Origin of the sequence: Kitasatospora sp. NPDC127116, assembly GCF_042677365.1 — a bacterium.
Lineage (GTDB): Bacteria > Actinomycetota > Actinomycetes > Streptomycetales > Streptomycetaceae > Kitasatospora > Kitasatospora lactacystinica.
Map to the genome: position 1 here is coordinate 13,400 of NZ_JBHXTL010000009.1, position 25,890 is coordinate 39,289.

22 protein-coding genes are annotated in these 25,890 nt (G+C 74.6%); 13 read left to right on the forward strand and 9 right to left on the reverse strand.

What is annotated here, in order from left to right:
- The first annotated feature begins 152 nt into the window (after window positions 1-152).
- Both ACFVHV_RS05710 and serC read left to right on the forward strand, forming a co-directional pair.
- On the forward strand, window positions 153-1,253 hold the full coding sequence (locus ACFVHV_RS05710; RefSeq protein WP_359913858.1) for a citrate synthase 2: 1,101 nt from the start codon (window positions 153-155) through the stop codon (window positions 1,251-1,253).
- Between the two features lie 173 nt (window positions 1,254-1,426).
- A complete protein-coding gene (gene serC, locus ACFVHV_RS05715) occupies window positions 1,427-2,554 on the forward strand; it encodes a phosphoserine transaminase (protein ID WP_359913855.1) in 1,128 nt (375 codons plus the stop codon).
- 281 nt (window positions 2,555-2,835) lie between these two features.
- Here the strand turns inward: serC and thpR are convergent, their stop codons facing one another.
- The gene (thpR, locus tag ACFVHV_RS05720; protein ID WP_359913852.1) at window positions 2,836-3,423 is read right to left on the reverse strand and encodes an RNA 2',3'-cyclic phosphodiesterase; all 588 of its coding nucleotides are present in this window, start codon (window positions 3,421-3,423) and stop codon (window positions 2,836-2,838) included.
- 44 nt (window positions 3,424-3,467) lie between these two features.
- Between thpR and ACFVHV_RS05725 the strand changes: the two genes are divergently transcribed.
- The gene (locus tag ACFVHV_RS05725) at window positions 3,468-4,004 is read left to right on the forward strand and encodes a GNAT family N-acetyltransferase (RefSeq protein ID WP_359913849.1); all 537 of its coding nucleotides are present in this window, start codon (window positions 3,468-3,470) and stop codon (window positions 4,002-4,004) included.
- Between the two features lie 45 nt (window positions 4,005-4,049).
- Here ACFVHV_RS05725 and ACFVHV_RS05730 read toward each other — a convergent pair whose 3' ends face one another.
- A complete protein-coding gene (locus ACFVHV_RS05730) occupies window positions 4,050-5,624 on the reverse strand; it encodes an MFS transporter (protein WP_380349020.1) in 1,575 nt (524 codons plus the stop codon).
- Window positions 5,625-5,843: 219 nt separating this feature from the next.
- Window positions 5,844-6,278, reverse strand: a complete 435-nt coding sequence (locus ACFVHV_RS05735) for a MarR family transcriptional regulator (protein WP_359905720.1) — start codon at window positions 6,276-6,278, stop codon at window positions 5,844-5,846.
- Between the two features lie 120 nt (window positions 6,279-6,398).
- On the opposite strand from ACFVHV_RS05735, the gene ACFVHV_RS05740 reads away from it, so the two are divergent.
- On the forward strand, window positions 6,399-6,857 hold the full coding sequence (locus ACFVHV_RS05740) for a VOC family protein (protein ID WP_359905722.1): 459 nt from the start codon (window positions 6,399-6,401) through the stop codon (window positions 6,855-6,857).
- 295 nt (window positions 6,858-7,152) lie between these two features.
- Window positions 7,153-8,034, forward strand: coding sequence for an MHYT domain-containing protein (locus tag ACFVHV_RS05745; RefSeq protein WP_380349023.1), 882 nt, complete (start codon window positions 7,153-7,155; stop codon window positions 8,032-8,034).
- A gap of 118 nt (window positions 8,035-8,152) precedes the next feature.
- On the opposite strand, the gene ACFVHV_RS05750 is transcribed toward ACFVHV_RS05745, so the two are convergent.
- On the reverse strand, window positions 8,153-9,871 hold the full coding sequence (locus tag ACFVHV_RS05750) for an enoyl-CoA hydratase-related protein (protein WP_380349025.1): 1,719 nt from the start codon (window positions 9,869-9,871) through the stop codon (window positions 8,153-8,155).
- Between the two features lie 183 nt (window positions 9,872-10,054).
- Window positions 10,055-10,978, reverse strand: a complete 924-nt coding sequence (locus tag ACFVHV_RS05755; RefSeq protein WP_359905728.1) for a DUF4231 domain-containing protein — start codon at window positions 10,976-10,978, stop codon at window positions 10,055-10,057.
- Between the two features lie 131 nt (window positions 10,979-11,109).
- Between ACFVHV_RS05755 and ACFVHV_RS05760 the strand changes: the two genes are divergently transcribed.
- Window positions 11,110-11,559 carry a VOC family protein gene (locus ACFVHV_RS05760; RefSeq protein ID WP_380349027.1) on the forward strand — a complete coding sequence of 150 codons (450 nt, stop codon included), beginning with the start codon at window positions 11,110-11,112 and terminating at the stop codon, window positions 11,557-11,559.
- 76 nt (window positions 11,560-11,635) lie between these two features.
- Here ACFVHV_RS05760 and ACFVHV_RS05765 read toward each other — a convergent pair whose 3' ends face one another.
- Window positions 11,636-13,096: an NCS2 family permease gene (locus ACFVHV_RS05765; protein ID WP_359905734.1), complete on the reverse strand. Its 1,461-nt coding sequence runs from the start codon at window positions 13,094-13,096 to the stop codon at window positions 11,636-11,638.
- A gap of 188 nt (window positions 13,097-13,284) precedes the next feature.
- Here ACFVHV_RS05765 and ACFVHV_RS05770 point away from each other — a divergent pair, with 188 nt between their 5' ends.
- Window positions 13,285-13,611 (forward strand): DUF2530 domain-containing protein, encoded by a 327-nt coding sequence (locus ACFVHV_RS05770; protein WP_359905737.1) that lies wholly within the window; start codon window positions 13,285-13,287, stop codon window positions 13,609-13,611.
- A gap of 52 nt (window positions 13,612-13,663) precedes the next feature.
- Window positions 13,664-16,123 (forward strand): HAD-IC family P-type ATPase, encoded by a 2,460-nt coding sequence (locus tag ACFVHV_RS05775; RefSeq protein WP_380349030.1) that lies wholly within the window; start codon window positions 13,664-13,666, stop codon window positions 16,121-16,123.
- Between the two features lie 49 nt (window positions 16,124-16,172).
- Here the strand turns inward: ACFVHV_RS05775 and ACFVHV_RS05780 are convergent, their stop codons facing one another.
- Entirely contained in the window at window positions 16,173-19,469 is a 3,297-nt protein-coding gene (locus ACFVHV_RS05780) for a sacsin N-terminal ATP-binding-like domain-containing protein (RefSeq protein WP_380349032.1), read from the reverse strand.
- Between the two features lie 215 nt (window positions 19,470-19,684).
- Window positions 19,685-20,566: a DUF3027 domain-containing protein gene (locus ACFVHV_RS05785; RefSeq protein WP_359905871.1), complete on the reverse strand. Its 882-nt coding sequence runs from the start codon at window positions 20,564-20,566 to the stop codon at window positions 19,685-19,687.
- A gap of 548 nt (window positions 20,567-21,114) precedes the next feature.
- Here ACFVHV_RS05785 and ACFVHV_RS05790 point away from each other — a divergent pair.
- From ACFVHV_RS05790 to ACFVHV_RS05805, 4 genes are all read left to right on the forward strand, one after another.
- Window positions 21,115-22,464 (forward strand): MFS transporter, encoded by a 1,350-nt coding sequence (locus ACFVHV_RS05790; protein WP_380349138.1) that lies wholly within the window; start codon window positions 21,115-21,117, stop codon window positions 22,462-22,464.
- A gap of 73 nt (window positions 22,465-22,537) precedes the next feature.
- Window positions 22,538-23,083 (forward strand): hypothetical protein, encoded by a 546-nt coding sequence (locus ACFVHV_RS05795; protein WP_359905746.1) that lies wholly within the window; start codon window positions 22,538-22,540, stop codon window positions 23,081-23,083.
- An 11-nt stretch (window positions 23,084-23,094) separates the two neighbouring features.
- Window positions 23,095-23,895 (forward strand): futalosine hydrolase, encoded by an 801-nt coding sequence (locus ACFVHV_RS05800; protein ID WP_359905749.1) that lies wholly within the window; start codon window positions 23,095-23,097, stop codon window positions 23,893-23,895.
- Window positions 23,888-24,739, forward strand: coding sequence for a 1,4-dihydroxy-6-naphthoate synthase (locus ACFVHV_RS05805; protein ID WP_359905752.1), 852 nt, complete (start codon window positions 23,888-23,890; stop codon window positions 24,737-24,739). The genes ACFVHV_RS05800 and ACFVHV_RS05805 overlap by 8 nt, the downstream gene beginning before the upstream one ends.
- 18 nt (window positions 24,740-24,757) lie before the next feature.
- Here ACFVHV_RS05805 and ACFVHV_RS05810 read toward each other — a convergent pair whose 3' ends face one another.
- On the reverse strand, window positions 24,758-25,141 hold the full coding sequence (locus tag ACFVHV_RS05810; protein WP_359905755.1) for a cold-shock protein: 384 nt from the start codon (window positions 25,139-25,141) through the stop codon (window positions 24,758-24,760).
- 471 nt (window positions 25,142-25,612) lie between these two features.
- Between ACFVHV_RS05810 and ACFVHV_RS05815 the strand changes: the two genes are divergently transcribed.
- The gene (locus ACFVHV_RS05815) at window positions 25,613-25,852 is read left to right on the forward strand and encodes a hypothetical protein (RefSeq protein WP_359905758.1); all 240 of its coding nucleotides are present in this window, start codon (window positions 25,613-25,615) and stop codon (window positions 25,850-25,852) included.
- Window positions 25,853-25,890 lie beyond the last annotated feature (38 nt).

The following is a 25,890-nucleotide window of genomic DNA, read 5'->3' on the forward strand; positions in this document are numbered from 1 at the left end:
GAGCGGGCCCGCGGGAAACATCACCACGGTGGTGTATGGCGCAATGCACCCCGTGCCTGTCACTCTGGCACCGAGTGCCAAACACCATTCGGTCACTGGTGCGCCGCCCCACCACGGCGGAGCGCCGATCACAGAACTGAGGGAGCCGTCGCATGTCCGATTTCGTACCCGGGCTTGAGGGAGTCGTCGCGTTCGAGAGCGAGATCGCCGAACCCGACCGTGAGGGCGGCGCCCTGCGGTACCGCGGTGTCGACATCGACGACCTGGTGGGCAACGTCTCCTTCGGCCACGTCTGGGGCCTGCTGGTGGACGGCAAGTTCAACCCCGGCCTGCCGGCCGCCGAGCCGTTCCCGATCCCCGTGCACTCCGGCGACATCCGGGTCGACGTGCAGTCCGCACTCGCCATGCTCGCCCCGGTCTGGGGCCTCAAGCCGCTGCTGGACATCGACGCCGAGCAGGCCCGCGACGACCTCGCCCGGGCCGCCGTGATGGCCCTGTCCTACGTCGCCCAGTCGGCCCGCGGCCAGGGCCTGCCGATGGTCCCGCAGAGCGAGATCGACAAGGCCGAGACGGTCGTCGAGCGGTTCATGATCCGCTGGCGGGGCGAGCCGGACCCGAAGCACGTCAAGGCCGTCGACGCCTACTGGACCTCGGCCGCCGAGCACGGCATGAACGCCTCCACCTTCACCGCCCGGGTCATCGCCTCCACCGGCGCCGACGTCGCGGCCGCCCTCTCCGGCGCGGTCGGCGCGATGTCCGGCCCGCTGCACGGCGGCGCGCCGTCGCGCGTGCTCGGCATGATCGAGGAGATCGAGCGCACCGGCGACGCGACCGCCTGGGTCAAGAACGCCCTGGACAAGGGCGAGCGCCTGATGGGCTTCGGCCACCGCGTCTACCGCGCCGAGGACCCGCGCGCCCGGGTGCTGCGCCGCACCGCCAAGGAGCTCGGCGCGCCGCGCTTCGAGGTCGCCGAGGCGCTGGAGAAGGCCGCGCTGGAGGAGCTGCACAACCGTCGCCCCGACCGCGTGCTGGCCACCAACGTCGAGTTCTGGGCCGCCATCATGCTGGACTTCGCCGAGGTCCCGGCGCACATGTTCACCTCGATGTTCACCTGCGCGCGCACCGCCGGCTGGTCGGCGCACATCCTGGAGCAGAAGCGCACGGGCCGGCTCGTGCGCCCCTCCGCGCGCTACATCGGCCCCGGCCCGCGCCGCCCCGAGGAGATCGAGGGCTGGGACGCCATCGTCCACTGATCCCCTCCCGGGGATACCGGACGAGCGTCCGGACAGTGCCCCTGAGCAGCGGGTCCGGCTCCGGCCGGGCCCGCTGCCGCCTGTCTGCGGCCCGCCTCCGGGCAGCAGTGATCACGGTCTCAGCGGGCGGACGGCCGTACCCCGCCGAACCCTCCGGCCGGTAGGCTGCGCGCGTGGCTCAGATCCAGATCCCCGCTGACATCAAGCCCGCAGACGGCCGTTTCGGCTGCGGACCGTCCAAGGTGCGCCCCGAGGCCCTGAGTGCCCTCGCCGCGACCCAGACCTCCCTGCTCGGCACCTCGCACCGCCAGGCCCCGATCAAGGACCTGGTCAAGCGCGTGCGCGAGGGCGTGAGCAGCCTGTTCTCGCTGCCGGACGGCTACGAGGTCGTCCTCGGCAACGGCGGCTCCACCGCCTTCTGGGACATCGCCGCCTTCGGCCTGGTGCGGGAGAAGTCCCAGCACCTGGACTTCGGCGAGTTCTCCTCGAAGTTCGCCTCCTCGGTCAAGGCGGCACCGTGGCTCGGCGAGCCGACCGTGATCAAGACCGCCCCGGGCACCCACCCGCTGCCGGTCGCCGAGGCCGGCGTGGACGTCTACGGGCTCACCCACAACGAGACCTCGACCGGCGTCGCGATGCCGATCGGGCGTCCGGTGGGCGCGGACGAGGGCTCGCTGGTCCTGGTGGACGCGACCTCGGGCGCCGGCGGCCTGCCGGTGGACATCACCGAGACGGACGTCTACTACTTCGCCCCGCAGAAGTCCTTCGCCTCCGAGGGCGGCCTGTGGCTGGCGACCTTCTCCCCGGCCGCGCTGGAGCGCGCCGCCGAGATCGCCGGCTCCGGCCGCTACATCCCGCCGTTCTTCTCGCTGCCGACGGCCATCGACAACTCGTCGAAGGACCAGACGTACAACACCCCGTCGCTCTCCACCCTCTTCCTGCTGGCCGACCAGCTGGAGTGGCTGAACGGCAACGGCGGGCTGGACTGGGCGGTCGCCCGCACCGCGGACTCCTCGTCCCGGCTGTACTCCTGGGCCGAGAAGTCCGCCTACGCCACCCCGTTCGTGGCGAACCCGGCCGAGCGCTCCCAGGTGGTCGGCACCATCGACTTCGACGAGTCGGTGGACGCCGCCGCGGTCGCCAAGGCACTGCGTGCCAACGGCATCGTGGACACCGAGCCGTACCGCAAGCTGGGCCGCAACCAGCTGCGCATCGCGATGTTCCCGGCGATCGACCCGGCCGACGTCGAGGCGCTCACCCACTGCATCGACCACGTGGTCGAGCAGCTCGCGAAGGTCTGACCGGTCCCCCGAGGACACGGCCGAGGGCCACCGCCGACGGGCGGTGGCCCTCTCGCCGTTCCGGGGCCGGGCCGGGGGTCCTCCCGCCGGGGCCCGCCCTAGCGGCCGACCAGCGAGCTGATCAGCACGACGACCAGCATCAGCACCAGGGTGCCGGAGACGATGCGCATACGAGTCTTGGGATCCACGGTCATCGAGCGTACCTGCGGCCCGCCCCGGACTTCTCCCGGGCCCCGGCCCCGGGCCCCGCGACCCCGGTCCCGGAGCCGCCCCCGGGGGCCTCAGCTCCAGTCCGCCAGCGGCCAGGTGTGCAGCGACTCGTAGTGGACGGAGCCGCCGCCCGGGTCGCTGCGCACCAGGTGCAGCCCGGTGGCGTCCCAGTCCGGCCCCCGGTAGTCGGCCAGCGCCGCCACCAGGCCGTCCAGCTCGGCCGCCGCGACCCGCCGCACGGCCCTGCGGTGGCCGCGCGAGGAGCCGGCCCGGGCGAGGGTGAGGTGCGGGTGGAAGGCGTAGTCGTCGGTCGCCCCGGTGACCTCGGCGGTGGCCGCGGTGACGGCGTCGGCCAGCCGGCGCAGCGCCCAGGTCCGGCCCTCGACCCCGGCCCAGAGCACCCGGTCGCCGAACCGCCCCGCGCCCGCGATCCGCAGCCGGTGCACCGGGTGGACCTCGGCGACGGCGGCCAGGCCCGCCGCCAGCTCCGGCAGCCGCTCGGCCGGCACCTCGCCCAGGAAGGCCAGGGTCAGGTGCCAGCCCTCGACGCCGGTCCAGCGCAGCCGTTCCGCCCCGGGCAGCTCCCGCAACGGCGCGACCGCGTCGAGGAGCCCCTGCAGCGCCTCGGCGGGCGGCAGCACCGCCACGAACAACCTCATGGATCAATCTTCCCGCGCACGCCGGTTCGGGATAGAACGGATCCATGATCGATTCCAGCGGCGTGAAGATCCGCACCGGCGGCCCCGAGGACATCCCCGACGTCCTCGCCCTGCTCGACGGCGCCGTGGCCTGGCTGGCCGGCCGCGGCCGCACCGGCCAGTGGGGCGACCAGCCCTTCAGCACCGACCCGGCCCGGGTGGAGCACATCGCGAAGTACGGCGCCGAGCCGTTCCTGATCCGTCTCGCGGTGGACGACCGGGGCCGTACGGTCGGCTCCTGCGTGCTGTCCGAGGAGCGCGGCGCGTACGTCCCCGCCGTGGCCGAGCGCGAGCTGTTCGTCCGCAACCTGGTCACCGACCGCACCCGCAAGGGCTCGGGCATCGGCGCCGCGCTGATCGCCGACGCGGTGGAGGAGGCCCGCCGCCGCGGCATCGGCCTGCTCCGGGTGGACTGCTACGCCGGCGCCGACCGCGGGCTGGTCGCCCAGTACCGGGCGCTCGGCTTCACCGAGACCGAGGGCTTCGAGGTCGAGCGGCCGGACGGCGTCTGGCCGGGCCAGGTCCTCGCCATCCGGCTCTGAACCGCCACGGCCCCCCGGGACGCCCCCCGGGGGCCCGACGGACGGTCAGCAGGCCGCGGCCAGCTCCGACTTGGCCGCCGGCGCGGTCCGCGGCACGAAGGCCACCACCCGGCCGCCGCGGCCCGGGTGCAGGTCGAACCGCACCCGCAGGTCCGCGCTGCGGGCCAGCACCAGGCCGACCGTGCCGGCCGCCGCCGCGGACACCAGTCCGCAGGCCAGCAGGCCGAGCCGGGGCCCGTACGAGGCCGTCACCCAGCCGACGATCGGGGCGCCGATCGGCGTGCCGCCGGTGAAGACCAGCACCAGCAGGCCCATCACCCGGCCGCGCATCGCGGGGTCGGTGGCCAGCTGCAGCGAGGAGTTGACCGAGGTGTTGAAGCTCAGCCCGAAGACCCCGACCAGCATCAGCAGCAGCGCGAAGGTCCAGTAGTCGGGCGCGAACGCGGCGACCACCTCCAGCGCTCCGAAGGCCAGCGCCGCGCCGACCAGCCGGCGCAGCCGCGGCACGCCCCGGCGGGCGGCGAGCAGCGCACCCGTCAGCGAGCCGATCGCCATCGCGGTGTTCAGCAGGCCGTACTGGCCGGCGCCGACCTTGAAGGTGTCGTACGCGAAGCCGGAGAGCAGCGTGGGGAAGTTGAAGCCGAAGGTGCCGATGAACCCGGCCAGCACCATCGGCCAGAGCAGTTCGGGCCGCTCCTTGACGTACCGCAGCCCCTCGCGCAGCTGACCCTTCTCGCGGGCGATCGGCTCGGTCGGGCGCAGTTCGCTCTCCCGCATCGCGAGCAGCCCGCCGATCACGGCGGCGAAGGACAGCGCGTTGACGGCGAACGCCCAGCCGCTGCCGACCGCGGCGATCAGCAGGCCCGCGACGGCGGGGCCGACCAGCCGGGCGGTCTGGAAGTTGGCGGCGTTCAGGCTGACGGCGTTGGCGAGGTCCTTGGGCCCGACCATCTCGGAGACGAAGGCCTGCCGGGTCGGGTTGTCCACCACGGTGACCAGGCCGAGCAGCAGTGCGAAGGCGTACACGTAGTACGGCGTCACCACACCGCCGACGGTCAGCACCGCGAGGCCGGCGGCCAGCAGGCCCATCGCGCCCTGGGTGAAGACCAGCAGCCGGCGCTTGGGCATCCGGTCGGCGAGCACGCCGCCGAACAGGCCGAGCAGCAGCATCGGCAGGAACTGCATGGCGGTGGTGATGCCGACCGCGAGCGGGCTGCCGGTGAGGCTCAGCACCAGCCAGTCCTGGGCGATGCGCTGCATCCAGGTGCCGGTGTTGGAGACCACCTGGCCGGCGAAGTAGTAGCGGTAGTTGCGAACGCGCAGTGAGGAGAACATCCCCCCGGGCCTGGTGAAGCGGGTGCCGGTCGGCGACGAGAGCGGCCGGGCGGAGCCCGTCGCAGGAAGGGCGGTGGCGGGCGACGGGTGGGAGGCCGCGTGGGCGCGGCGCTGGGCGGCGGAGTCCGCCGCGGTGCGTTCGTCGGGGTCGTCGTCGCCGTTGCCGGGCAGCCCCGTGGGGGCGGGTGCCTGGGCGTCGGCGGCCGCGGCGGTGGCAGCGGCGGGGTCGGTGGTCGGGTCGTCGGTGCGGATGGCGGCGGCGCTGGCTGCGGCCGGCGGTGTCACGTTGGTCTCCCCTCGTGGGGGGGGGGGGGGGGGGGGGGGGGGGGGGGGGGGGGGGGGGGGGGGTCCGGTGGTCCACCCCGGGGGGCGCCCGGGCCTGGGGGGGGGCCGCCCCGCTCCTGGTGTCGGTGGTCGGTCCTGCGGTGATGCGGGCTCCTTCTTCTCCCGGCGGCCGGCCGGGGTCGGTGTGCCTCGGAGGTGTACGAGCGACAGGTGTACGGGCTACAGGTGGGCGAGCTTGTAGAGCACGGGCGCGGCCTCCCTGAGGACGGCCCATTCCTCCTCGTCGAGCCCCTGGGCGAGCTCGGCGAGCCAGACGTTCCGGCGTCGACGACTCTCCGCGAGGATCGTCTCGGCCTGCTCGGTGCTGCTGACGACCACCTGGCGGCGGTCCTCGGGGTGCGGTTCGCGCCGCACCAGCCCCTTCTCCTCCAGCATCGCGACGATCCTGGTCATCGAAGGAGGCTGCACGTGCTCCTTCCGGGCGAGCTCACCCGGCGTCGCCTTTCCGCACCGGGCGAGGGTGCCCAGCACTCCCATCTCGGTGGGACTCAGCGACTCCTCCACCCGCTGGTGTTTGAGTCGTCGGGAGAGGCGCATCGTGGACGATCGCAGCTGACTGACCGCTGCGAGGTCCTGCTCGGACATCTCGGGCATCTCTTTAGCCTACGTCATTACTCTCGCTAAGGAAAATGAGATCCGCCGCCGTGCCGGAGGGTCACCGCGGTGCCATATTGGTCATGGGCCTCAGCTCTCTCCCAGAAGGGCCGACCTGCCATGTCCGACCTCGCCACCGAGCAGTCCGAGCGGTCCCAGCGGTCCGAACAGCCGCAGCCGTCCGAGCGGTCCGCGCGCACCGGGCCCGGCGACACCGGCTTCGCCCGGCTCGCCATGGTCACCATCGACTGCGCCGACCCGGTCGCACTGGCCTCGTTCTACGGCGAGCTGCTGGGGTGGGAGACCAGGCACGCGGACGAGCGCTTCGCGATCCTGGACAACCCCGAGGGCGGCAGCCCGCTGGGCTTCGGCCGGGTGACCGGCTACCGGCCGGAGCCGTGGACGGAACCGGACGGCAGCAAGCACTTCCACCTCGACTTCTACGTCGACGACCTGGACGAGGCCACCGCGAAGGCCCTCGCGCTCGGCGCCACCGAGCCCGCCTACCAGCACGGCCGCACCCTGCGGGTGCTGATCGACCCGGCCGGCCACCCGTTCGGGCTAGCCCCCCTGGAGTGAGCGCCGACGGCGGCCCGCAGTCACCCGGAGGCGGTGCGCAGGCGGTGTCAGGGGTTGGTGCCGGGATCATGCAGGCCGCGTAAAGGCCCATCCTGACCTGGGACTTCACGAAAAGCACGAACATTGTGCGACCGCCGGGCAGTGGTTACTCTCCCCGATTGTCAGGGGCACCACATGCCAGGCTCCTCCCCTGCGGGAGCACGTTCCCGCTCCGGTGCCCGCCGCCGCGCGCCTTCCCCGGCCAGCCGCGTCCGCCCGCGCCCCGGTGCCCTCAACCCTCCTCCAGGGAGCTCCATTGGGTGAGATCCACCATGCCGACCACGGCTGGGTGACACCGGCGGTCTCGTACTTCGTCGCCTGCGTCGGCGCCTTCGTCGCCCTGCGCAGCGCCCGCTGGGCACTCGTCTCCCGGGGCCGCACCCGGGCCGTCTGGCTGCTGTTCGCCTCGACCTCGCTCGGGGCCGGGATCTGGTCCATGCACTTCATCGCGATGCTCGGCTTCTCCGTGACCGGCGTCGAGATCGGCTACCGGCCCGGCCTGACCGTGCTCAGCCTGCTGGTCGCCGTCGCCGTGGTCGGCGTCGGGCTCTTCACCGTCGGGTACTGGCGGCGCCGCGTCCTGGCGCTGCTGGTCGGCGGGCTGACCACCGGTCTGGGGGTCGCCGCGATGCACTACCTGGGCATGGCCGCGATGGTCCTGCCCGGCACGCTCGGCTACGACCGGCCCACCGTGGCCGCCTCGGTGGCCATCGCCGTGGTCGCGGCCACGGCCGCGCTCTGGGCCGCGCTCAACATCCGGGGCACGCTCGCCGTGCTGGCGGCGGCGCCGGTGATGGGCGTGGCGGTCTGCGCGATGCACTACACCGGCATGGCGGCGCTCTCCGTCCAGCTGGACTTCTCGCGCTCCACCGAGGCCGGCGTGATGGCGCTCCAGTTCATCTTCCCGCTCGGGGTCGGGCTGGGCTGCTACGTGTTCTTCGGCTCGCTGGCCTTCGCGGTCTCGCCGAGCCGGTCCGACTCCCAGCCCCTGCTGGCCGGTCCGGCCGCCCCGCTGCCTCCGCGGCCCCAGCGCGCCTCCGGGACCGCGCGGGCCGCGGGGGCCGCGCGCACCCCGGGCGACCAGGGCAGCCCGCTGCTCCCGCAGCGGCGGCCGCTGGGCGGGGCCGCCCGGCGCTGAGGCCGGGCGCGGGAGCGGGGCCCGAGCGGGCGTCCGGCCGGGCCCCCCACCCCGGCCGGGCGCCGCCCGTCCCCGCTCCCGGTATCCCCGCGGTCCCCGCCGGGGCCCGGGCCGGCCGTTACGGCTGTCCGGGCCGCCCGAGCAGCCCCGCCACGTGCTCCGGCGTGGCCACCGGGCAGACCTTGTGCACGAAGTCCCGCCGCAGCGCGTGGTACGGCTCGCCCGCCCGGTAGAAGTTGGCGTGCATCCGGCGCAGTTCCTCCGCCCGGTACTCGGCCAGCGGCTTGGCCTCCTCGTCGACCGCGCGGCGGCGCTTCTTGTCCACCAGCCGCCCGGTGAGGTCCGGCGAGGCGGCGATCCGGGCCGCCTCGCGCGCCACCCAGCGGCGGAACCCGGCCGCGTCCCCGCCGACCGTGCGGTCCACCAGGCCGATCCGGCGGGCGTGGTCGGCGCCGACCGGCAGCGCCTCGGCGGTGAGCCGCTCGGCCTGCTCGGCACCGACCCGGCGGGGCAGGGTGTACGTCCAGTACTCGGAGCCGTACAGGCCCATCAGCCGGTAGTGCGGGTTGAGCACCGCCGACTCCCGGCACCACACCTCGTCGGCGGCGAGCGCCGCCATCAGCCCGCCGGCGGCCGCGTTCCCGGCCAGCGCCGCCACCGTCACCTTGTCCGTCGTGGTCAGCACCGCCTCGACGAAGTCGTCCATCGCGTTGATGTTCTCCCAGGACTCCAGCGCCGGGAAGGCCGCGCCCTCGATGACGTTGAGCTGGATCCCGTTGGAGTAGAAGTCCCGGGGCGCGCCGAGCACCAGCACCGAGGTCGGCCGGTCGGCCGCCTCCCGGTAGGCGGTGAGCAGCCGACGGCACTGCTCGGTGCTCATCGCCCCGCCCGCGTGGGCGAATTCGAGGAAGCCGACCTCGCCCTCCTCGCGGTAGCGCAGCTCCGACCAGGTGTCCCGACTGCCCGCCCGCTCCGGGCTCACCGGCACCTCGCGGACCCGGTACAGCTCGTCGGCGAGCACCGTGGCGGCCGGCAGCTTGAAGGTGACCGGCCCGCCGGGGGTGCGGCGCGGGCGCAGCTGCGGTATCCACACCGCGCCGTCCACGGTGGCCCGGCAGATCGCGCCGTCCCGGGTGGCCAGCACGGCGCCGGGCACCGGGCCGCGCAGTTCGTCCTCGGGGTGGCCGCCGTGCAGGAAGAACTCCCGTCCGTACAGCTCGTCCAGGACGCCGGGCTGGGAGTCGGCGGCGCGCAGCCTGCGCAGCACGGTGGCGGTGCCGTCCCGCTCCCAGTCGATCCGGCGTTCCTCCTGGCGCAGGAAGGGGCGCGCTTCGCCGTGCACGTCCGGCCGCGCGTAGTCCAGCGGCTCGGGGGTGAACAGCCCGCCCTCGTAGCGCTGGACGGCCAACAGGACGGCCTCGGTGGCGGCGTCGGCGAGCTCGCCCCGGTACAACTCGCTCTTGCCGCAGGCGGGGACGGGGAACCCGACGGACGCCCAGATGTCGCCGGCGTCCATCTCCGCGACGGCCTGCAGCACGGTGACGCCCCAGCGCTCCACCCCCTCGGTGATCGCCCGGTCGAGCGAGGAGGGGCCGCGGTCGCCTTTGGGGCCCGGGTGCACGATCAGGACGGTCCGGGTGGACCAGATGTCCTGCGGGACGGCCTTGGTGAGCATCGGGCAGACGATCAGCTCGGGGTCGGTGCGGGCCACCGCCGCCCTCATCCGCTCGTCGTCGAGGGCGAGTTGGACGGCGACCTGGTGGCCGCGCTCGCGCAGGGCGGTGTGGACGCGCTGGGTCAGGCTGTTGAACGCGCTGGCGATCAGGAGAATGCGCAAGGAGGGCCTCCGGCGGGAACTGGGGTCGCGCGCAGGCGATGAAACCAGGGCATGGACACGTAATGATTACGGTCCGTACCTGGGCGCTCTACCCTCACGCACCCCGCACACCTGCGCCCCGCGTTTCGCCGGATCTCCCCAAGTCCCCGCTCCGGTCGAGTACTCTCCCCCGCCCGGCCCGGCTCAGCGCGGGAACGCCCTGCGGGCCCGCCAGGTGGTGTGCTCCCGGGAGACGGCGTCCTCGGCCTCGGCGGCCAGCCGGGCCCAGCCCGCCTCGGCGTCCGGCGCCCGGAGGTCGAGGTCGGACAGCTGGTTGCCGACGTTCTCCAGCTCGCGCGCGGCCAGTTGGTAGGCGGCGGCCAGCGGGCCGAGCTGCTTGAGCTGCGTCCAGGCGATGATCGCCGCGGCCGCGGCCGAGGTGGCGCCGAACAGGTGCACCGGCAGCGCGCCGGTGGCCTGGGCGACGGCCGCCGCGGCACCGACGATGATCAGCACCGCGACGCCGAGTCCCCAGGAGACCGCCTGCGAGTCGCAGGCCTCGGCCCGGGAGCGGTACCAGGTGCGCTGGCCCTCGACCCGGGTGCGCAGGTAGAGGGTGCGCCGCGCGGTCAGGCTCTCGGCGCGCCGGCGGCGCATCTCCGGGGTGATCTCGGCGACGCTGCCGGGCGGCACGATCTCCGGGTCCTCGAAGGCCCGCAGCACGTCCTCGACCTGGAGCAGGTAGCCGCGGTCGACGTCCGCGGACTCGGCCGGGCCGTCGAACGGCCGGGCCCGGACGGTGTACTTCCAGGCCAGCGTCTTGACCGACTCGGCCGCCGCCCGGGCCTGGTACCAGCGGCCCTGCGGGTTGCCGCGGCGCAGCCGGGACCAGAAGTAGCCGGCCACCAGGAAGGCGGCGACCGAGAACAGCGGCCAGACGTCGAAGTCGCCCTTGTCGTCCGGGCCCGGGAACGACCCGATCACAGCGGCGACCACCAGCATCGCGATCAGTCCGCGGTACCAGCGCAGCGTCTCGCGCTGGCCGTCCAGCGAGGCCTTGTCCGTCGTCCAGAACAGCTCCGGCAGCAGCTGTGCCTCGACGCCCCCCGGCGGATCCTGTTGCACCATCGGTCGAGTCCCCTCCCCCTTCTCCGTCCAGGCAGTATTCCCTCCGCCAACTCGCCTACACGAGTGCCTTTTTGACAACTTCTGACGGCCGGTCGTTGCCCGCCCTCCCGGTAACCGGTAGAAACGGTTACATGCCGCTGCACTGGAAGCTCGTCATCGACTGCGCCGATCCGCACCGCCAGGCCGCCTTCTGGGCCGCCGCCCTGGAGTACAGGCAGGAGGACCACGGCGCGCTGATCACCCGGCTGCTCGCCGCCGGCGCGGTCGGCCCGGAGGACCTCACCGAGCTGGACGGCCGCCCGGCCTGGCGCTCGCTGGCCGCCGTCCGCCACCCCGAGGACCCGTTCGATCCGGCCTCGGACACCGGCCTCGGCCGCCGTGTCCTGTTCCAGGCCGTCCCCGAGCCCAAGCGGGGCAAGAACCGCCTGCACCTCGACGTCCACCCCGGCCCGGGCGAGCGCGAGGCCACCGTCGCCCGCCTCGGATCCCTCGGCGCCACCGTCCTGCGGCACGTCGAGGAGCCCGGCGGCGCCTGGACCGTCATGCGGGACCCGGAGGGCAACGAGTTCTGCGTCCACTGACCGGACGGCCGCCCCGGGAACGCCGGAGCCCCGCCCTCCCGGAACCGGGGGGACGGGGCTCGGTCGGCGTACGGCGTCAGAGCAGGCCGAAGGCCGGCATCAGGTAGTAGAAGGCGAACACCGCCGCCACCGCGTACATCGGCACGGGGACCTCCCGGCCGCGGCCGGCGGCCAGGCGCATCACGCAGAAGACGATGAAGCCCATGCCGATGCCGTTGGTGATGCTGTACGTGAACGGCATCATCACGATGGTCACGAAGGCCGGGATCGCGATCGTGTAGTCGGCCCAGTCGATCGACTTGATCGAGTTGGCCAGGATCAGGAAGCCGACGGTGACCAGGGCCGGGGTGGCGGCCTGGGCCGGGACCATGGTGGCGAGCGGGGTGAGGAAGAGCGCCACCACGAAGAGCAGGCCGGTGACGATCGAGGCGAAGCCGGTCCGGGCGCCCTCGCCGACGCCGGCGGTGGACTCGACGAAGCAGGTGTTGGCGGAGGCGGAGGTGGCGCCGCCGGCCGCGGTGGCGATGCCGTCGACCATCAGGACCTTGTTGATGCCGGGCAGGTCGCCCTTCTCGTCCAGCAGGTGGGCCTCGTCGGCCACGCCGAGGATGGTGCCCATCGCGTCGAAGAAGCAGGACATCAGCACGGTGAAGACGAAGAGCAGGCCGGTCAGCACGCCGACCTTCTCGAAGCCGCCGAACAGGCTGACCTTGCCGACCAGTCCGAAGTCCGGCGCGGAGACCGGGTTGCCCGGCCAGGTCGGGACGGTGAGGCCCCACTTGGCCGCCGGGACGTCGGCCACCTTGTCGATGACCGCGGCGAGCGCCGTGGAGACCGCGATGCTGATCAGGATGGCGCCGGGCACCTTGCGGATCAGCAGGACCAGGGTGAGCAGCAGGCCGACCACGAAGATCAGCACCGGGAAGCCGAGCAGGTGCCCGTTGCCGCCGAGCTGGAGCGGGACGGTGGTGTGGGCGGCGTCCGGGATGCGGCTGACGAAGCCGGAGTCGACCAGGCCGACCAGGCTGATGAACAGACCGATACCGATCGCGATCGCCTTGCGCAGGCCGAGCGGGACGGCGTTCATGACGCGCTCGCGCAGACCGGTGGCGACCAGCAGCATGATCGCGAAACCGGCCAGCACGACCATGCCCATGGCGTCCGGCCAGGTCATCTTCGGAGCGAGCTGGAGCGCCACGATCGTGTTGACGCCGAGGCCGGCGGCCAGGCCGATCGGGACGTTGCCGATGACGCCCATCAGCAGGGTGGTGAGACCCGCGGTGAGGGCGGTGGCGGTGACCAGCTGGCCGCTGTCCAGGTGGGCCCCGGTGACGTCCGTGCCGCTGGCCAGGATGATCGGGTTCAGCACCAGGATGTACGCCATGGTGAAGAAGGTGGCGACACCACCGCGGATCTCGCGCGGCAGGGTGGAGCCGCGCTCGCTGATCCGGAAGAAGCGGTCGACGGCGCTCGTGGGGGGCTTCGGCGCGGCGTCGGCGGGTTCGGGCGACTCGGTGGTCGGCTGGACCACAGGCATGCGTGCGTCCTCTGTGGGGGAGCTGAGGAGAGGGTGGGGGACGCCCGGGGCGACGGTGGCCGGGCGCAGATCTTTAAGTATGGTTTCCCGATCGCACACGCGCTATCTTCGCGCGTAGAGCCTGCGGGGGGCCTGCGGGGCGTCCCGGCACCCGCGCGGCCGCCCCACCGCACCGTACGCTAGACCCCATGCCCAAGACGCCGCTGCACCCCTCGCCCCCTCCGCTGGAGGCCAACGACGTCGCCATCGTCGGCGGCGGCACGGTGCTGTGGTTCATCGCCTTCCTCGCCCTGCTCCCCTTCCAGGGCAGCCTCTCCGCGCACGGCCACGGCACCTGGCCCTGGATCTGCCTCTCCGGCGGCCTGCTCGGCCTGATCGGCCTCTGGTACTGCCGCGCCCGGCGGGACGCGATCGCCCGCAGCCGCGCCGCCGAGGCGGCCGGACCGGCACCGGGGCACACGGCCGAACGGGCGACCGGGGACGACGGCCAGGGTCCGGCCACCCGGTCGGACTGAATGGTCCTTTAGTAGCACGCACCGGACATAAGGCGCCCGTAGAGTCGGTGCCATGACGCAGCCTGCCCAGCCAGCGGAAGAGCGGCCGACCGACGAAGACCGCCCGGACGGAGCGCACCCCCTCGGCCTGCTGCCCGGCCGACGCGGCGGCCTGACGGCCTCCGAGGTGGCCGAGCGGGTCGCGAAGGGTCAGGTCAACGACGTCCCCGTACGGTCCAGCCGGTCCACCCGGGAGATCGTCCGGGCCAACGTCTTCACCCGCTTCAACGCGATCATCGGCGTGATGTTCGGGATCATCCTGATCGTCGGTCCGATCCAGGACGGCCTGTTCGGCCTGGTCATCGTGGCCAACACGGCGATCGGCATCATCCAGGAGCTGCGCGCCAAGAAGACCCTGGACAGCCTGGCCCTGATCGGCGAGGCCCGACCGCAGGTCCGCCGGGACGGCGCCGTCCAGCAGATCGGCGTCTCCGAGATCGTCCTCGACGACACCGTGCTGCTCGGCATCGGCGACAAGGTGATCGTGGACGGCGAGGTCACCGAGGCGGACGGCCTGGAGGTCGACGAGTCGCTGCTCACCGGCGAACCCGATCCGGTCCTCAAGCAGCCCGGCGCCCAGGTGATGTCCGGCAGCTTCGTGGTGGCCGGTGCCGGCGCGTTCACCGCCACCAAGGTCGGCCGCGAGGCCTACGCGGCCCAGCTCGCCGAGGAGGCCAGCAAGTTCACCCTGGTGAAGTCGGAACTGCGCTCCGGCATCGACAGCATCCTGCGGATCATCACCTACCTGCTGATCCCCACCGCCCTCGGCCTGATCATCAGCCAGCTGGCCGTCGAGGGCCGGGACTGGCGGGAGGCCGTGCGGCGCATGGTGGCCGGCATCGTGCCGATGGTCCCCGAGGGGCTGGTGCTGCTGACCTCGGTCGCCTTCGCGATCGGCGTGGTCCGGCTCGGCCGCAAGCAGTGCCTGGTCCAGGAGCTCCCGGCGATCGAGGGCCTGGCCCGGGTGGACACCGTCTGCCTGGACAAGACCGGCACCCTCACCGAGGGCGGCATGGACGTGATCGACCTGCGGGTGCTCTCCGACGGGGAGCCCGGCGCCGTCGCCCCGGAGACCGTCCAGCACGCCCTGGCCGTGATGGCGGGCGCCGACGCCCGCCCCAACCCGTCCATGCAGGCGGTCATCGACGCGTACGGGCGCGGCGACGACGACGCCCGCTCCGGCCACGACGGCTGGCGGGTGATCGAGGCGATGCCCTTCTCCTCCGCCCGCAAGTGGAGCGGCGTGCAGCTGCTGGAGCCGCAGGGCGGCGAGGCCAGCTGGCTGCTCGGCGCGCCCGACGTGCTGCTGCCCGCCGGACACCCGGCGCTGGCCGAGGTGGACGAGCTCGGCGCCCGGGGCCTGCGGGTGCTGCTGCTGGGCCGCACGCCCGTCCCGCTGGACTCCCCCGACCCGGCGGCCGACCTCACCCCGCTGGCCCTGGTGGTGCTCCAGCAGCGGCTGCGCTCGGACGCCGCCGAGACCCTGCGCTACTTCGAGAGCCAGCGGGTCCGGGCCAAGGTCATCTCCGGCGACGCGGCGGTCTCGGTCGGCGCGGTGGCCGGCCACCTGGGCCTGCCCGGCGCCGACCACCCGCTGGACGCCCGCTCCCTGCCCTCCGATCCGGAGGAACTCGCCGAGACCGCCGACCGGACCAGCGTCTTCGGCCGGGTCACCCCGCAGCAGAAGCGCCAGCTGGTCGGGGCGCTGCAGTCCCGCGGCCACACCGTGGCGATGACCGGCGACGGCGTCAACGACGTGCTCGCCCTCAAGGACGCCGACATCGGCGTGGCGATGGGCACCGGCTCCGACGCCACCAAGGCGGTCGCCCAGATCGTGCTGCTGAACGACTCCTTCGCCTCGCTGCCGTCGGTGGTGGCCGAGGGCCGCCGGGTGATCGGCAACATCGAGCGGGTCGCTTCACTCTTCCTGGTGAAGACCGTCTACTCGGTCCTGCTGGCGCTCCTGGTGATCTTCACCCATTCGCCGTACCCGTTCCTGCCCCGGCACTCCACCGTGCTGTCCTCGCTGACCATCGGCATCCCGGCCTTCTTCCTCGCGCTCGCCCCCAACGACGAACGGGCCCGCACCGGCTTCGTGAAACGCGTGCTGCGGCTGGCGATCCCCGGCGGAGCCATCGCCGGCACCGGCACCTTCGTCGCCTACTCGCTCGCCCGCGCCGACCACGCGACCGACCTCAAGGCCGACACCAGCGTGGCCACCCTGACGCTCTTCCTGATCGCCCTCTGGGTCCTCGCCATCGTCGCCCGCCCCTACAACTGGTGGCGACTGCTGCTGATCGGCAGCATGGGCGGCGCCTTCGCGCTGGTGCTGCTGGTGCCCCCGCTGAAGTCCTTCTTCGACCTCTCCCTGGTCGGCTACCGCGACCCGCTGATCGGCGTCGCCATCGCGGTGGTCTGCGGCATCGCCCTGGAGATCACCTGGCACTTCATGAAGCGCCGCGGCCTGGAGTGAGTGACCCGCCCCGCGGGCCCGCCGGTCGGGGCGGGCCCGCGGGGGGCGCTCAGCCCTCGAAGTCGCGGGCGGCCGAGAGCTCGTAGGCGCGGTCCGGCTCGCTGAGGGCGGCCAGCACCTCGAAGCGGCGGTGCCACTGCCCGACCGACCAGGCCAGCCCGGCGGCCAGGCCCTCCGGAGTGGCCGCGTGCAGCAGACCGGGCACCGGCGGGACCTCGAACTCGTCGTCCTCGTCGGCGGCCTCGGCCAGCTCCGGGTCGTACGGCGGCTCCGGGGCGTCCGCCCCGGTGTCCCAGCGCCAGTCCACCGCCGCCTCGCCGCCGTCCGGCCCGACGACCAGCAGCTCCTCGTGCTCCTCGTAGGCGACCGGGCAGCCGGGCAGCAGTTCCCGCACCACCGCCGGGACCCGGTGCAGCACGCCCTCGGAGAGCACCCGGCCGCCCGCCACCTCGCTGGCCAGCGACACGTGCAGCCGCTCGGCGAGGTCGGCGGCCAGCGCCGGGGCGACCGGCAGCAGCGGGTACCGGTGCAGCAGCTGGACCAGGTCGGGAGCGTCGGCGACGACCGCCTCGGTGGCGTCCACCACCACCGTGTGGTCCGGCCGGCGCCCGGTGTCCGGGTCCAGCGGCGGCAGCGCCCGCACCACGTCCAGCGGCTCGATCCGCCCACGGTCCACCCGGGCCAGCGCGGTGTGGATGCCGTGCAGCTGACGGTGGCCGACCTCGGCCTCCGGGTCGGTCATCCGGTCCAGCACCTCGTCCGGCCCGTGCGGCTCGGCGAGCAGCGCGGCCAGCGTGGTGCGCACCCCGAGCGCGTGCAGGAACTGGTCGTCCAGGGTGGTGCGGGCCTCGTCGTACAGGCCGCGCAGCAGCGGGTCGGCCCCGGCGGCACGCAGACCGGCCGGCTCCCGGCCCGCCAGCACCGGGTGGTCGCGCAGCCACCACGCGGTGTACGGCGGCAGGTCGGCGTACGAGCCGTCCGGCAGCAGGGTGCGCACCGGGGCGACCACGGCGTCCCGGTACGGCGGGCGGGCCAGCGCCGCGAGCGCCTCCGGCCAGGCGTCGTCGTCCACCAGGTCGAGGTCGCGCACGGCCAGCAGCTCGGCGGCCACCGGCGGGACGCCGACCGCCTCGTCGGCCTGCAGCGCCTCCAGCGCGTCCTCGGCCCACTCGGCGAGCCCGTCCGGCGCCTCGTCCAGCAGACCGGTGGGGTGGCCGCCGGCCGCGCGGTCGGCCGGGACGGTGGGGTCGAGCCGCTCCAGGTCGTCCGGGTCGAGCACCACGTCCTCGGCGCGCACCAGCACGAAGTCGGCCAGCACGCCGACGGCGGTCAGCACCTCCGGCCCCCAGCGCTCCAGCAGCTCGTCGTCCACCCAGCCGGCGTCCTCCTCGCGGGCGAGCGCGGCGAACGGGCTCCCGGGCAGCACGAGTTCGCCGGCCCGGGCGGGCTCGCCCTCGTCGTCGAGCAGCGCGAGCCGGGCCAGCCAGGGGTGGGCGCCCGGCTCCGGGGCGGCGGCCTTCACCAGGGCCAGGACGGCGTCGGCGAGTTCGAGCGCCGCGTCCAGGTCGTCCTCGGCCAGGTCGTAGGAGCGGGCGACGGCGGCCCGCACCTCGGGGGTGTCCAGCACCCCGGCCGGGGTGGCGGTGCCGGCACCGAGCTTGGCCAGCAGCGGGTGGGCGGCCTCGGGGTGGGCCAGGCGCAGGTCGAGCGCGGCGAGCGCGCCCGCCAGCGACTCGGGGTAGCCGGGGAAGGCCGCCCAGTCGGCGTCCTCGGAGGGCAGCAGGACGCGCCGCGGCCCGGTGACCGTCCGCCCGTCGGCGAGCGGGACGGGCAGCGCGCCGAGCGCCTCCGGGTCGGCCGCGCCCAGCGCCGCGTACAGGTTGCGCCACCAGGCGGGCTCGCGGTCCAGCCCGCCGAGCTGGTCCACCACCTCGGCCAGCGGCACCCGGCGCACGTTCAGCACCCGCAGCTCGGTGCGCCGCTCCAGGCCGGCCGGCAGCAGCCCCGGGAAGATCGGCGAGAGCGCCTCGACCACCGAGCCGTCCGCGCCCTCCAGCAGCGTCGCGTCCCGCGGCCGCAGCGCGGGCGTGCCCTCCTCGACCGGCGCCGGGTGCGGCAGGAACGGCGTCCCGGGCAGCCGGGAGAGCACCTCGGCGCGCAGCGCGTTGTCCAGCGCGCCCTGGCCGAGCGGGGCCGGTACGAGGCCGAGCGAGCCGAGGTCGGCGCCGCGGGCGCGCAGCAGCTCGGCGTAGCTGTCGGCGGCGCGCTCGGTGAGGAAGTCGGCCAGCGGGCCGGGGGCGACGTGCCGGCGGGTGGAGTCCAGCGGGTACGAGGCGATCAGCAGCGCGGGCAGACCGACCGGCTCGTCGCTGGGGGTGGGCGCGTGCAGCACGGAGGCGATCCCGGGACGCTGCGGGACGCCGTCCGGGCCGACCGGGACGGCCCAGGTCACCGTCCAGTACGGGCGGGCGCGCTCCTCGGTGGGCCGGTCACCCAGCAGCTCGGCCGAGAGCGTGCCGGAGGCCCCGACGGTCTGCCAGACCGTCTGCCGCAGCCGGCCGCCCGCGTCGTCGGTGACGGTGACCTCGGTGACCCCGTCCGGGCGGGTCTCCGCGGCGTCCCGGGTGAGCGTCCGGGTGCCGTCCGGGGTCTCCACCACGACCTCGCGCAGGCCGGGCAGGGTGAGCAGCAGCGCGTCGTCGATCCCGGCCAGCAGACGGCGGGTCAGGTCCTCGGCGGCGGCGTCCCGCAGCGGCAGCACCACCACCGTGTCGTAGCCCTCCGGGGCCGGGCCCTCGGCCGCGAACGGCAGCCGCAGCAGCGGCACGTGGCCGTCCCGGCGGCGCAGCTCGTCGGCCAGCTCGGGCTGGGCCGCGGCCAGCGCCCGCGCCTCGCCGAGCGACCAGCGCACCCCGCCGGTCGCGCTCAGCACTGCGGGCTCGTCGGTGACCGCGAGGACGGCGGCGAAGCCGACCCCGAACCGGCCGACGGCGGGCGTCTCACCGCGCTTGGAGGAGGCGCGCAGGGTGGACAGCGACTCGACGGCGGCCTCGTCCAGCGGGGCGCCGGTGTTGGCGGCGGCGAGCACGCCGTCGGCGAGGGTCAGCCGCAGCCGGCCGGGGCCGTGCCCGGCCCGGACCGCCGCGTCGGCCGCGTTCTGCGCCAACTCGACCACCAGGCGGTCCCGGTAGCCGCCGAGCGCCAGCTCCTCCTCCGCGTTGGCGTCCTCCCGGAACCGGGCCGGCGAGGCGGCCCAGGCGGCCAGCACCCGTCGGCGCAGCGCGGCGCTGCCGAAGGGGTCCGCGAGGTGCTCGTCCGTGCCGCTGCCGATGATCCGAGGTTCCACTGGACCTGCCGCCTTCCGCTGCCCTGTTCGTCGTAGGGCATTCTTCCCTGCCCCACTGACTGCTCCCGACCACGGGCCCCGCCGCCGGCGGGCCGGGGACGGCGCCGGCGGCGGACCTGACGGCCTTTCCGCCGCCCGCCCGCAGCCCGGAAAGCAGCGCGGCCCGCGCCGGTCGTTGACCGGGCGGGCCGCTGGAGCCTGGGCGCGTGCCCGGCTCAGGAGTGGCCGAGCTCCTCGGCCGGGGCGTCGGGTTCGACCGAGCCGGAGGCACGGTCGGGGTGCAGCGGGAGCGGCTCGACCACCAGCTCGTCCAGGATCAGCTCGGACGGCGCCGGCGGGGCCGGGATGACGGCCGCCTCGGAGTGCCCGCCGCAGCCGTACGCGAAGGAGACGATCTGGCCGTCGGCCGGGCCGAACTCGTTGCCGCACACGCCGAAGGCCTGTCCGAGCGAGCCGCCGATCGGCACCAGGAAGCCGCAGCTCGCGCACGAGGCCGGTGCGGCCTGCGCCATCGGGGTCTGCGAGCCGTGGGACTTCTCCCAGCGCTCGGCGGCCAGGTGCAGGCCGAGCCGGGAGAGCACCCGGCTGCGGCCGAGGCCCAGCTCCTCGGCGACGGCGTCGATCCGGGCGCGGGCCGGGGCGGGCTGGACGTGCGGGTCGGTGACGACCAGGTCCTCGTCCTGCGCCAGGGCGACCGCGGAGTTCGGCGCGGGCTCGTCCTCGCCGGTCCAGCCGGGCTCCAGCCGCAGGTCGTCGGCGCCGGTGGGCAGCAGGTCGCCCGGGCCCATGTCGCCGGGGCGCAGCCGGTCGCTCCACGGCACCCACTGGGGCGCGAGCACCGCGTCGGGGCCGGGCAGCAGCACGACCTCGTCCAGAGTCACGTTCTTGGCGCGCGGCGCACGGGCGACGGTGACCGCCCAGTGCCAGCCGCGGTAGGCCGCGTCGAGGCACTCGAAGGTGTGGGTGACGACGCGGTCGGCGTCCGCCTGGACACCCAGGTGCAGCCCGACGGCCTCCGCACCGACGGCCTCCTCGGCGGCCTGACGGGCGAGTTCGACGGCCTCGGCACAGAGCCGGTCGGGGGTACGGCTTCGCATCGCAGCACTCACGGCGTCGATTCTCTCCCAGTTCTTCTGTCGCCCACGGCGTGTTGCCTGTTCCGTCGCGGCTCGGTGTCCCTCGTCCATTCTGCGTGACCGGGAGCCCCCTCGGGTACCGGCCGCGCCGCTCGACCGGCCTGCCGGCGCCCCGGCGGGTCGGCGGGTCGACCTTGGGCAGGCTACCCGTCGGTCGGCGCCCCGGCACAGTCCGGGGCGGACCCGGCCCTTCCGGGACCGCGCCGAGCCGGGCCCGCTCCCGCGTCGGCTCGGCGATTCTGGGGCAGGATGGGCTTGTGGCGGACCACGACCCGTCGCAGCACGCACTGCGCGACCCACGGGCCGGCAGCCCCGACCCCACGGACGCCGTGCCGCGACAGCAGCCCCCGGTCCCCGGCGCGGACGAACCGCAGCCGGCGGACGGCCCCGGGCCGCCCGCAGACACCGTGGACCCCTCCGGGGCCGAAGCCCCGGAGGGCCCCGACCGGGCCCCGCGGGAGCCGGACGGGGACGAGAACGAGGCCCCCGAGCCCCGCCGGCACTTCCTGATCCGCACCGCCTCCGCCGCCGGCTCCCGCACCGGCAAGGTGGTGCACGGCACCGGCCGCCGGATCCGCCGGGCCACCGCCGCCGAGGGCGCGGGCGAGTCCGGCCTCGCGAAGCTGATCGAGCTGCACGCGCTCAACTCCTTCGGCGACATGCTGATCACCGTCGCGCTGGCGTCCACCATCTTCTTCTCGGTGCCCACCGGCGAGGCCCGCGGCCGGGTCGCGCTCTACCTGCTGATCACGATGGCCCCGTTCGCCCTGCTGGCCCCGGTGATCGGCCCGCTGCTGGACCGGCTGCCGCACGGCCGCCGGGCGGCCATGGCGATGGCGATGCTGGCCCGGGCGGTGCTGGCCTGGACGATGGCCGGGGTGATCGTCGGCGGCGGCATCGCGCTCTACCCGGAGGCGCTCGGCGTGCTGGTCGCGTCCAAGGCTTACGGCGTGGTGCGCAGCGTGGTGGTGCCGCGACTGCTGCCGAGCCGGCTGTCCCTGGTGAAGGCGAACTCCCGGGTCACCCTGGCCGGACTGCTGGCCACCGGCGTGGCGGCCGGGGTGGGCGGGCTGCTGCACCTGGTCGGGCCCGGCTGGCCGCTGCGCGGCGCCTTCCTGGTGTTCGTGGTCGGCACCCTGATGGCCTTCCACCTGCCGCCCGCGGTGGACTCCGCCAAGGGCGAGCAGCGCGCCGTCCTGCACGCCGAGGTGCACGGCGAGGGCTCGCACCTGATCCATCACAGGCCGCCGCCGGTCAAGGCCTCGCTGCGCACGGTCGGCCCCTCGGTGATCCTGGCGCTGCGGGCGATGTCGGCGATGAAGTGGCTGGTCGGCTTCCTGGTGATGTTCCTGGCCTTCCTGCTGCGGGAGGAGCCGATCGGCGGGCTGCGGCCGACGGTGGCGCTGGGCCTGGTGGCGCTGGCCGCCGGGACGGGCAACGCGCTGGGCTCGGTGCTCGGCTCCTGGCTGCGCACCCGGGGCCCCGAGAAGACCATCAGCGCGATGCTGCTGCTGGCGACCTGCGCGACGGCCGCGGCCGCGCTCTGGTACGGCGTGGTGACGGTGGTCGTGGTCGCCGCGGTGGCCGGGATGGCGGCCTCGCTGGGCAAGCTGGCCCTGGACGCGCTGATCCAGCGGGACGTCCCGGAGGCGGTGCGGACCTCGGCGTTCGCCCGTTCGGAGACCCTGATGCAGCTGTCCTGGGTGGCGGGCGGCGCGGTCGGCATCCTGCTGCCGCTGAACGGGAAGCTGGGCCTGTCGATCGCCGCCGGGGTGGTCGGCCTGGCGCTGCTGTGGACGCTGCGCTCACTCCTGCGGGTGGGGCCGCGGCGGCACCCGGCGACGCCCCGGGTCGCCTGACCGCGCCGACGCGGCAACACGCGGTGCCGACCCCCGCGTCGCGTGATCGGCCGGGCCCGGTAGATTCTGACGCATGAGCCTCAATTCCCGTGCCATCGCCGCCCTCGGCGCCGTCGTCGTGGTCGGCGCCGCCACGGTGGGCACCTCCGTCGCCATTGCCGCCGGCCAGACCGAGCACATCTCGCACCGTGCCACCCTCACGGTCGGCAACTCCTCGATCGTCGCGGACCCGCTGTGCTGGAACGCCGGCAGCCCGCTCACCGACGACCAGCAGCAGAAGTGCCAGGAGGACGCGACCAAGGCCCTGCACGACGGCACGCTGCCCACCTCGGACGTCGTGGGGAGCGACCGGGTCGGCGTCGGGGTCTCCCCCAACGTGGCCGACACGGGCTGGTGGGCCTTCACCAACGGCGGCTCGTCCAACCAGGGCGGTCGCTACACCCTGTTCTCGGCCGCCAAGGGCCCGACCTGGTCCGGCGCCCAGTCGGCGAACAAGGTGCTCAACTCCAGCGGCAAGACCGTGGTGACCGTGGTCGAGGGCGACCCGAACCAGGAGGCCCCGATCGCCGTCTGGTACTTCCAGCTGAAGACCGAGGGCAACAGCTCCGACAACGGCTGACCGGTCCTGCGATGACCGCGCCCGCCGTCACCGACGGCCGCACCGAGCAGTCGGGCCCCGCACGGGCCCGGCTGCTCGTCGTCGTCGCGGTGGCCGCCGAGGCCGAGGCCGTGCTGCGCGGCCTGCCCGGTGCGACCGCCGCGCTGCCGCTGCCCGGCGGCACGCTGCACCGGGCCCAGGAGGTGCCGGTGGACGTGCTGGCCGCCGGGGTCGGCCCGGCCGCAGCCGCCGCAGGCGCCTGCGCCGCGCTGGCGGCCCACCCGTACGCGCTGGCCGTCTCGGCCGGGATCGCTGGCGGCTTCGCCCCGCTCGCCCCGGTCGGCTCCACGGTGCTGGCCGACGCGATCGTGGCCGCGGACCTCGGCGCCGAGACCCCCGAGGGCTTCGCCGACGTCACCGAGCTGGGCTTCGGCACTGTCCGGCACGCCCCGCCCCCGGCCGCCGTCGCGCTGGTCGCGCGGGCGCTGGGCGGCCCGGGCCTCGCCGTCGGCCCGGTACTGACCGTCTCCACCGTCACCGGCAGCGCCGCGCGGGCCGCCGAACTGGCCGCCCGCCACCCCGGTGCCGTCGCCGAGGCGATGGAGGGCTTCGGGGTGGCCGAGGCGGCCGCCCGGTACGGCGTGCCGGCCCTCGAACTGCGCACGGTGTCCAATCCGGTGGGCCCGCGCGACCGGGCCGCCTGGCGGATCGGCGAGGCGCTGGCCGCCCTGGAGCGGGCCTTCGCCGCGCTGCCCGTGCACGACCTGGCCGCGCGCCACGAACCGGACCCGGCCGCGCGGCACGAACCGATTGAGGAGGCCGGCCGTGGCTGAACGGCTGAGCATCGCGTACTCGCCCTGCCCGAACGACACCTTCGTCTTCCACGCCTGGGCGCACGGCCTGGTGCCCGGGGCGGACGCCCCCGAGGTGACCTTCGCCGACATCGACGTCACCAACGGCCGGGCCGAGCGCGGCGAGCTGGACGTGCTGAAGATCAGCTACGGCGCGCTGCCCTGGGTCCTGGAGGAGTACGCCCTGCTGCCCTGCGGCGGCGCGCTGGGCCGCGGCTGCGGCCCGCTGGTGCTCACCCTGCCGGGCGTGGCCTCCCCCGCCGACCTGGCCGGGAAGACCGTCGCGGTGCCCTCCGAGCGCTCCACCGCCTACCTGCTGTTCCGGCTCTGGGCGGCGAAGGCGGTGCCCGGCGGTTTCGGCGAGATCGTCGTCCTGCCGTTCCACGAGATCATGCCCGCCGTCCGGGACGGCCGGGTGGACGCCGGCCTGGTGATCCACGAGGCCCGCTTCACGTACCAGCAGTACGGCCTGCACAGCCTGGCCGACATGGGCGAGGCCTGGGAGCAGGAGACCGGCCTGCCGATCCCGCTGGGCGCGATCGTCGCCCGGCGCTCGCTCGGCGCCGAGCGGCTGCGGGCGATCGCCGACGCGATCCGCGCCTCCGTGCGGCAGGCCTGGGCGGACCCGGCGGCGAGCCGCGAGTACGTGCTGGCGCACGCCCAGGAGATGGACCTGGACGTCGCCGAGCAGCACATCGGGCTGTACGTCACCGAGTTCAGCGAGGACCTCGGCGAGGAGGGCTACGCCGCCGTCCGCGCGCTGCTCACCCGGGCCGCCGCGGAGGGGCTGGTGCCCCCGCTCGACCCGGGTGCGCTCGCGTTCTAGCCGTCGGCCGGCCGACGGTCAGACGTCGAACTGGTCGGCCACCGCGCGCAGCAGGCCGGCCAGCTTCTGGCCGGTCGGCTTGGCGGGGTAGCGCCCGCGCTGGAGACCGGGCAGCACCGCGTCCAGCGTGGTGATCAGGTCCTGGACGATCGGTGCCATGTCGTCGGCGCTCCGGCGCTGGGCGGCGGCCACCGAGGGCAGCGCCTCCAGCAGCTGTACCGCCATCGCCTGGTCCCCGCGGTGCCCGGCGACCACGCCGAACTCGACCCGCTGGCCCGGCTTCAGCGACGTGACACCGGAGGGCAGCGCCTTGGTGTGGACGAAGACGTCGCCGCCGTCGTCGCGCGACAGGAAGCCGAAGCCCTTCGTCTCGTTGAACCACTTGACCTGGCCGGTGGGCATCTCGAACAGTCCTCGAATGGGTGTGGGGGATCCCGGCCCGGGCCGGGGATCACTGGGTGGTGGGAAAAGACGACCGGCCTCGACTCGGCGCCCGTGGGCACTCATGGCCGGCACGCGGTCAGGAGCAGACTAACCGTCCGTCACTGCCTCATCCGCGTTCCGCGAGGGATCCGCGTTCCGAGGCCCGGTCGGGGCGGCGGGACCGGGATCTCGCGGTCACGGGCAACCCGGCGCCGGCACGGCCGGGGCGCGGCTCCGCGCGGTCCATCGGCTCACACCCCCCGGGTCTGAGGACGCGGGGCGCACCTGTAGCGCCCCTCGGCACCCCGTGCATACCCCCGCTCAACAGGGATCAAAACGTTCAGCTGCCGGGAAACTGCGCAACGTGACCGACCCGCTCCGGTGGCGGCCCCCGGCCGCCGCTCTGCCAGACTGGGGACAGTGCCGACCGGCCCGGAGGAGTGAGCAGACGTGAGCAGCCAGAGCACCGACCCCGGCGACGTGTACGTCAAGGCCGGGGCGATCGTCTTCGGTCTCGGCGCACTCGCCACCCTGGTCACCTTCGTCCCGCTGTTCCTGCACCTGACGCCGCTGCCGACGGCGGCCTACTGGCTGAGCATGCTGATGCCGGCCGGTTTCCTGGCCGCGCTGACCGGGCTGCTGCTGAACGCGCGGTCCCAGCGCCGCCGGAGCACGCCCGTCGAGTCCTGAGGACGGCCGGGACGGCCGCCGGGGACCGGCTGCGGGCC

Excerpts from the sequence above, each read along its gene's own strand:
- ACFVHV_RS05770 (WP_359905737.1), top strand. The coding sequence starts at position 13,285 with ATGCCCAAGACGCCGCTGCACCCCTCGCCCCCTCCGCTGGAGGCCAAC.
- ACFVHV_RS05795 (WP_359905746.1), top strand. The coding sequence starts at position 22,538 with ATGAGCCTCAATTCCCGTGCCATCGCCGCCCTCGGCGCCGTCGTCGTG.
- ACFVHV_RS05725 (WP_359913849.1), top strand. The coding sequence starts at position 3,468 with ATGATCGATTCCAGCGGCGTGAAGATCCGCACCGGCGGCCCCGAGGAC.
- ACFVHV_RS05735 (WP_359905720.1), bottom strand. The coding sequence starts at position 6,278 with ATGCCCGAGATGTCCGAGCAGGACCTCGCAGCGGTCAGTCAGCTGCGA.
- ACFVHV_RS05775 (WP_380349030.1), top strand. The coding sequence starts at position 13,664 with ATGACGCAGCCTGCCCAGCCAGCGGAAGAGCGGCCGACCGACGAAGAC.
- ACFVHV_RS05755 (WP_359905728.1), bottom strand. The coding sequence starts at position 10,978 with ATGGTGCAACAGGATCCGCCGGGGGGCGTCGAGGCACAGCTGCTGCCG.
- ACFVHV_RS05740 (WP_359905722.1), top strand. The coding sequence starts at position 6,399 with ATGTCCGACCTCGCCACCGAGCAGTCCGAGCGGTCCCAGCGGTCCGAA.
- ACFVHV_RS05765 (WP_359905734.1), bottom strand. The coding sequence starts at position 13,096 with ATGCCTGTGGTCCAGCCGACCACCGAGTCGCCCGAACCCGCCGACGCC.
- ACFVHV_RS05785 (WP_359905871.1), bottom strand. The coding sequence starts at position 20,566 with ATGCGAAGCCGTACCCCCGACCGGCTCTGTGCCGAGGCCGTCGAACTC.
- ACFVHV_RS05760 (WP_380349027.1), top strand. The coding sequence starts at position 11,110 with ATGCCGCTGCACTGGAAGCTCGTCATCGACTGCGCCGATCCGCACCGC.
- ACFVHV_RS05800 (WP_359905749.1), top strand. The coding sequence starts at position 23,095 with ATGACCGCGCCCGCCGTCACCGACGGCCGCACCGAGCAGTCGGGCCCC.
- thpR (WP_359913852.1), bottom strand. The coding sequence starts at position 3,423 with ATGAGGTTGTTCGTGGCGGTGCTGCCGCCCGCCGAGGCGCTGCAGGGG.
- ACFVHV_RS05710 (WP_359913858.1), top strand. The coding sequence starts at position 153 with ATGTCCGATTTCGTACCCGGGCTTGAGGGAGTCGTCGCGTTCGAGAGC.
- ACFVHV_RS05810 (WP_359905755.1), bottom strand. The coding sequence starts at position 25,141 with ATGCCCACCGGCCAGGTCAAGTGGTTCAACGAGACGAAGGGCTTCGGC.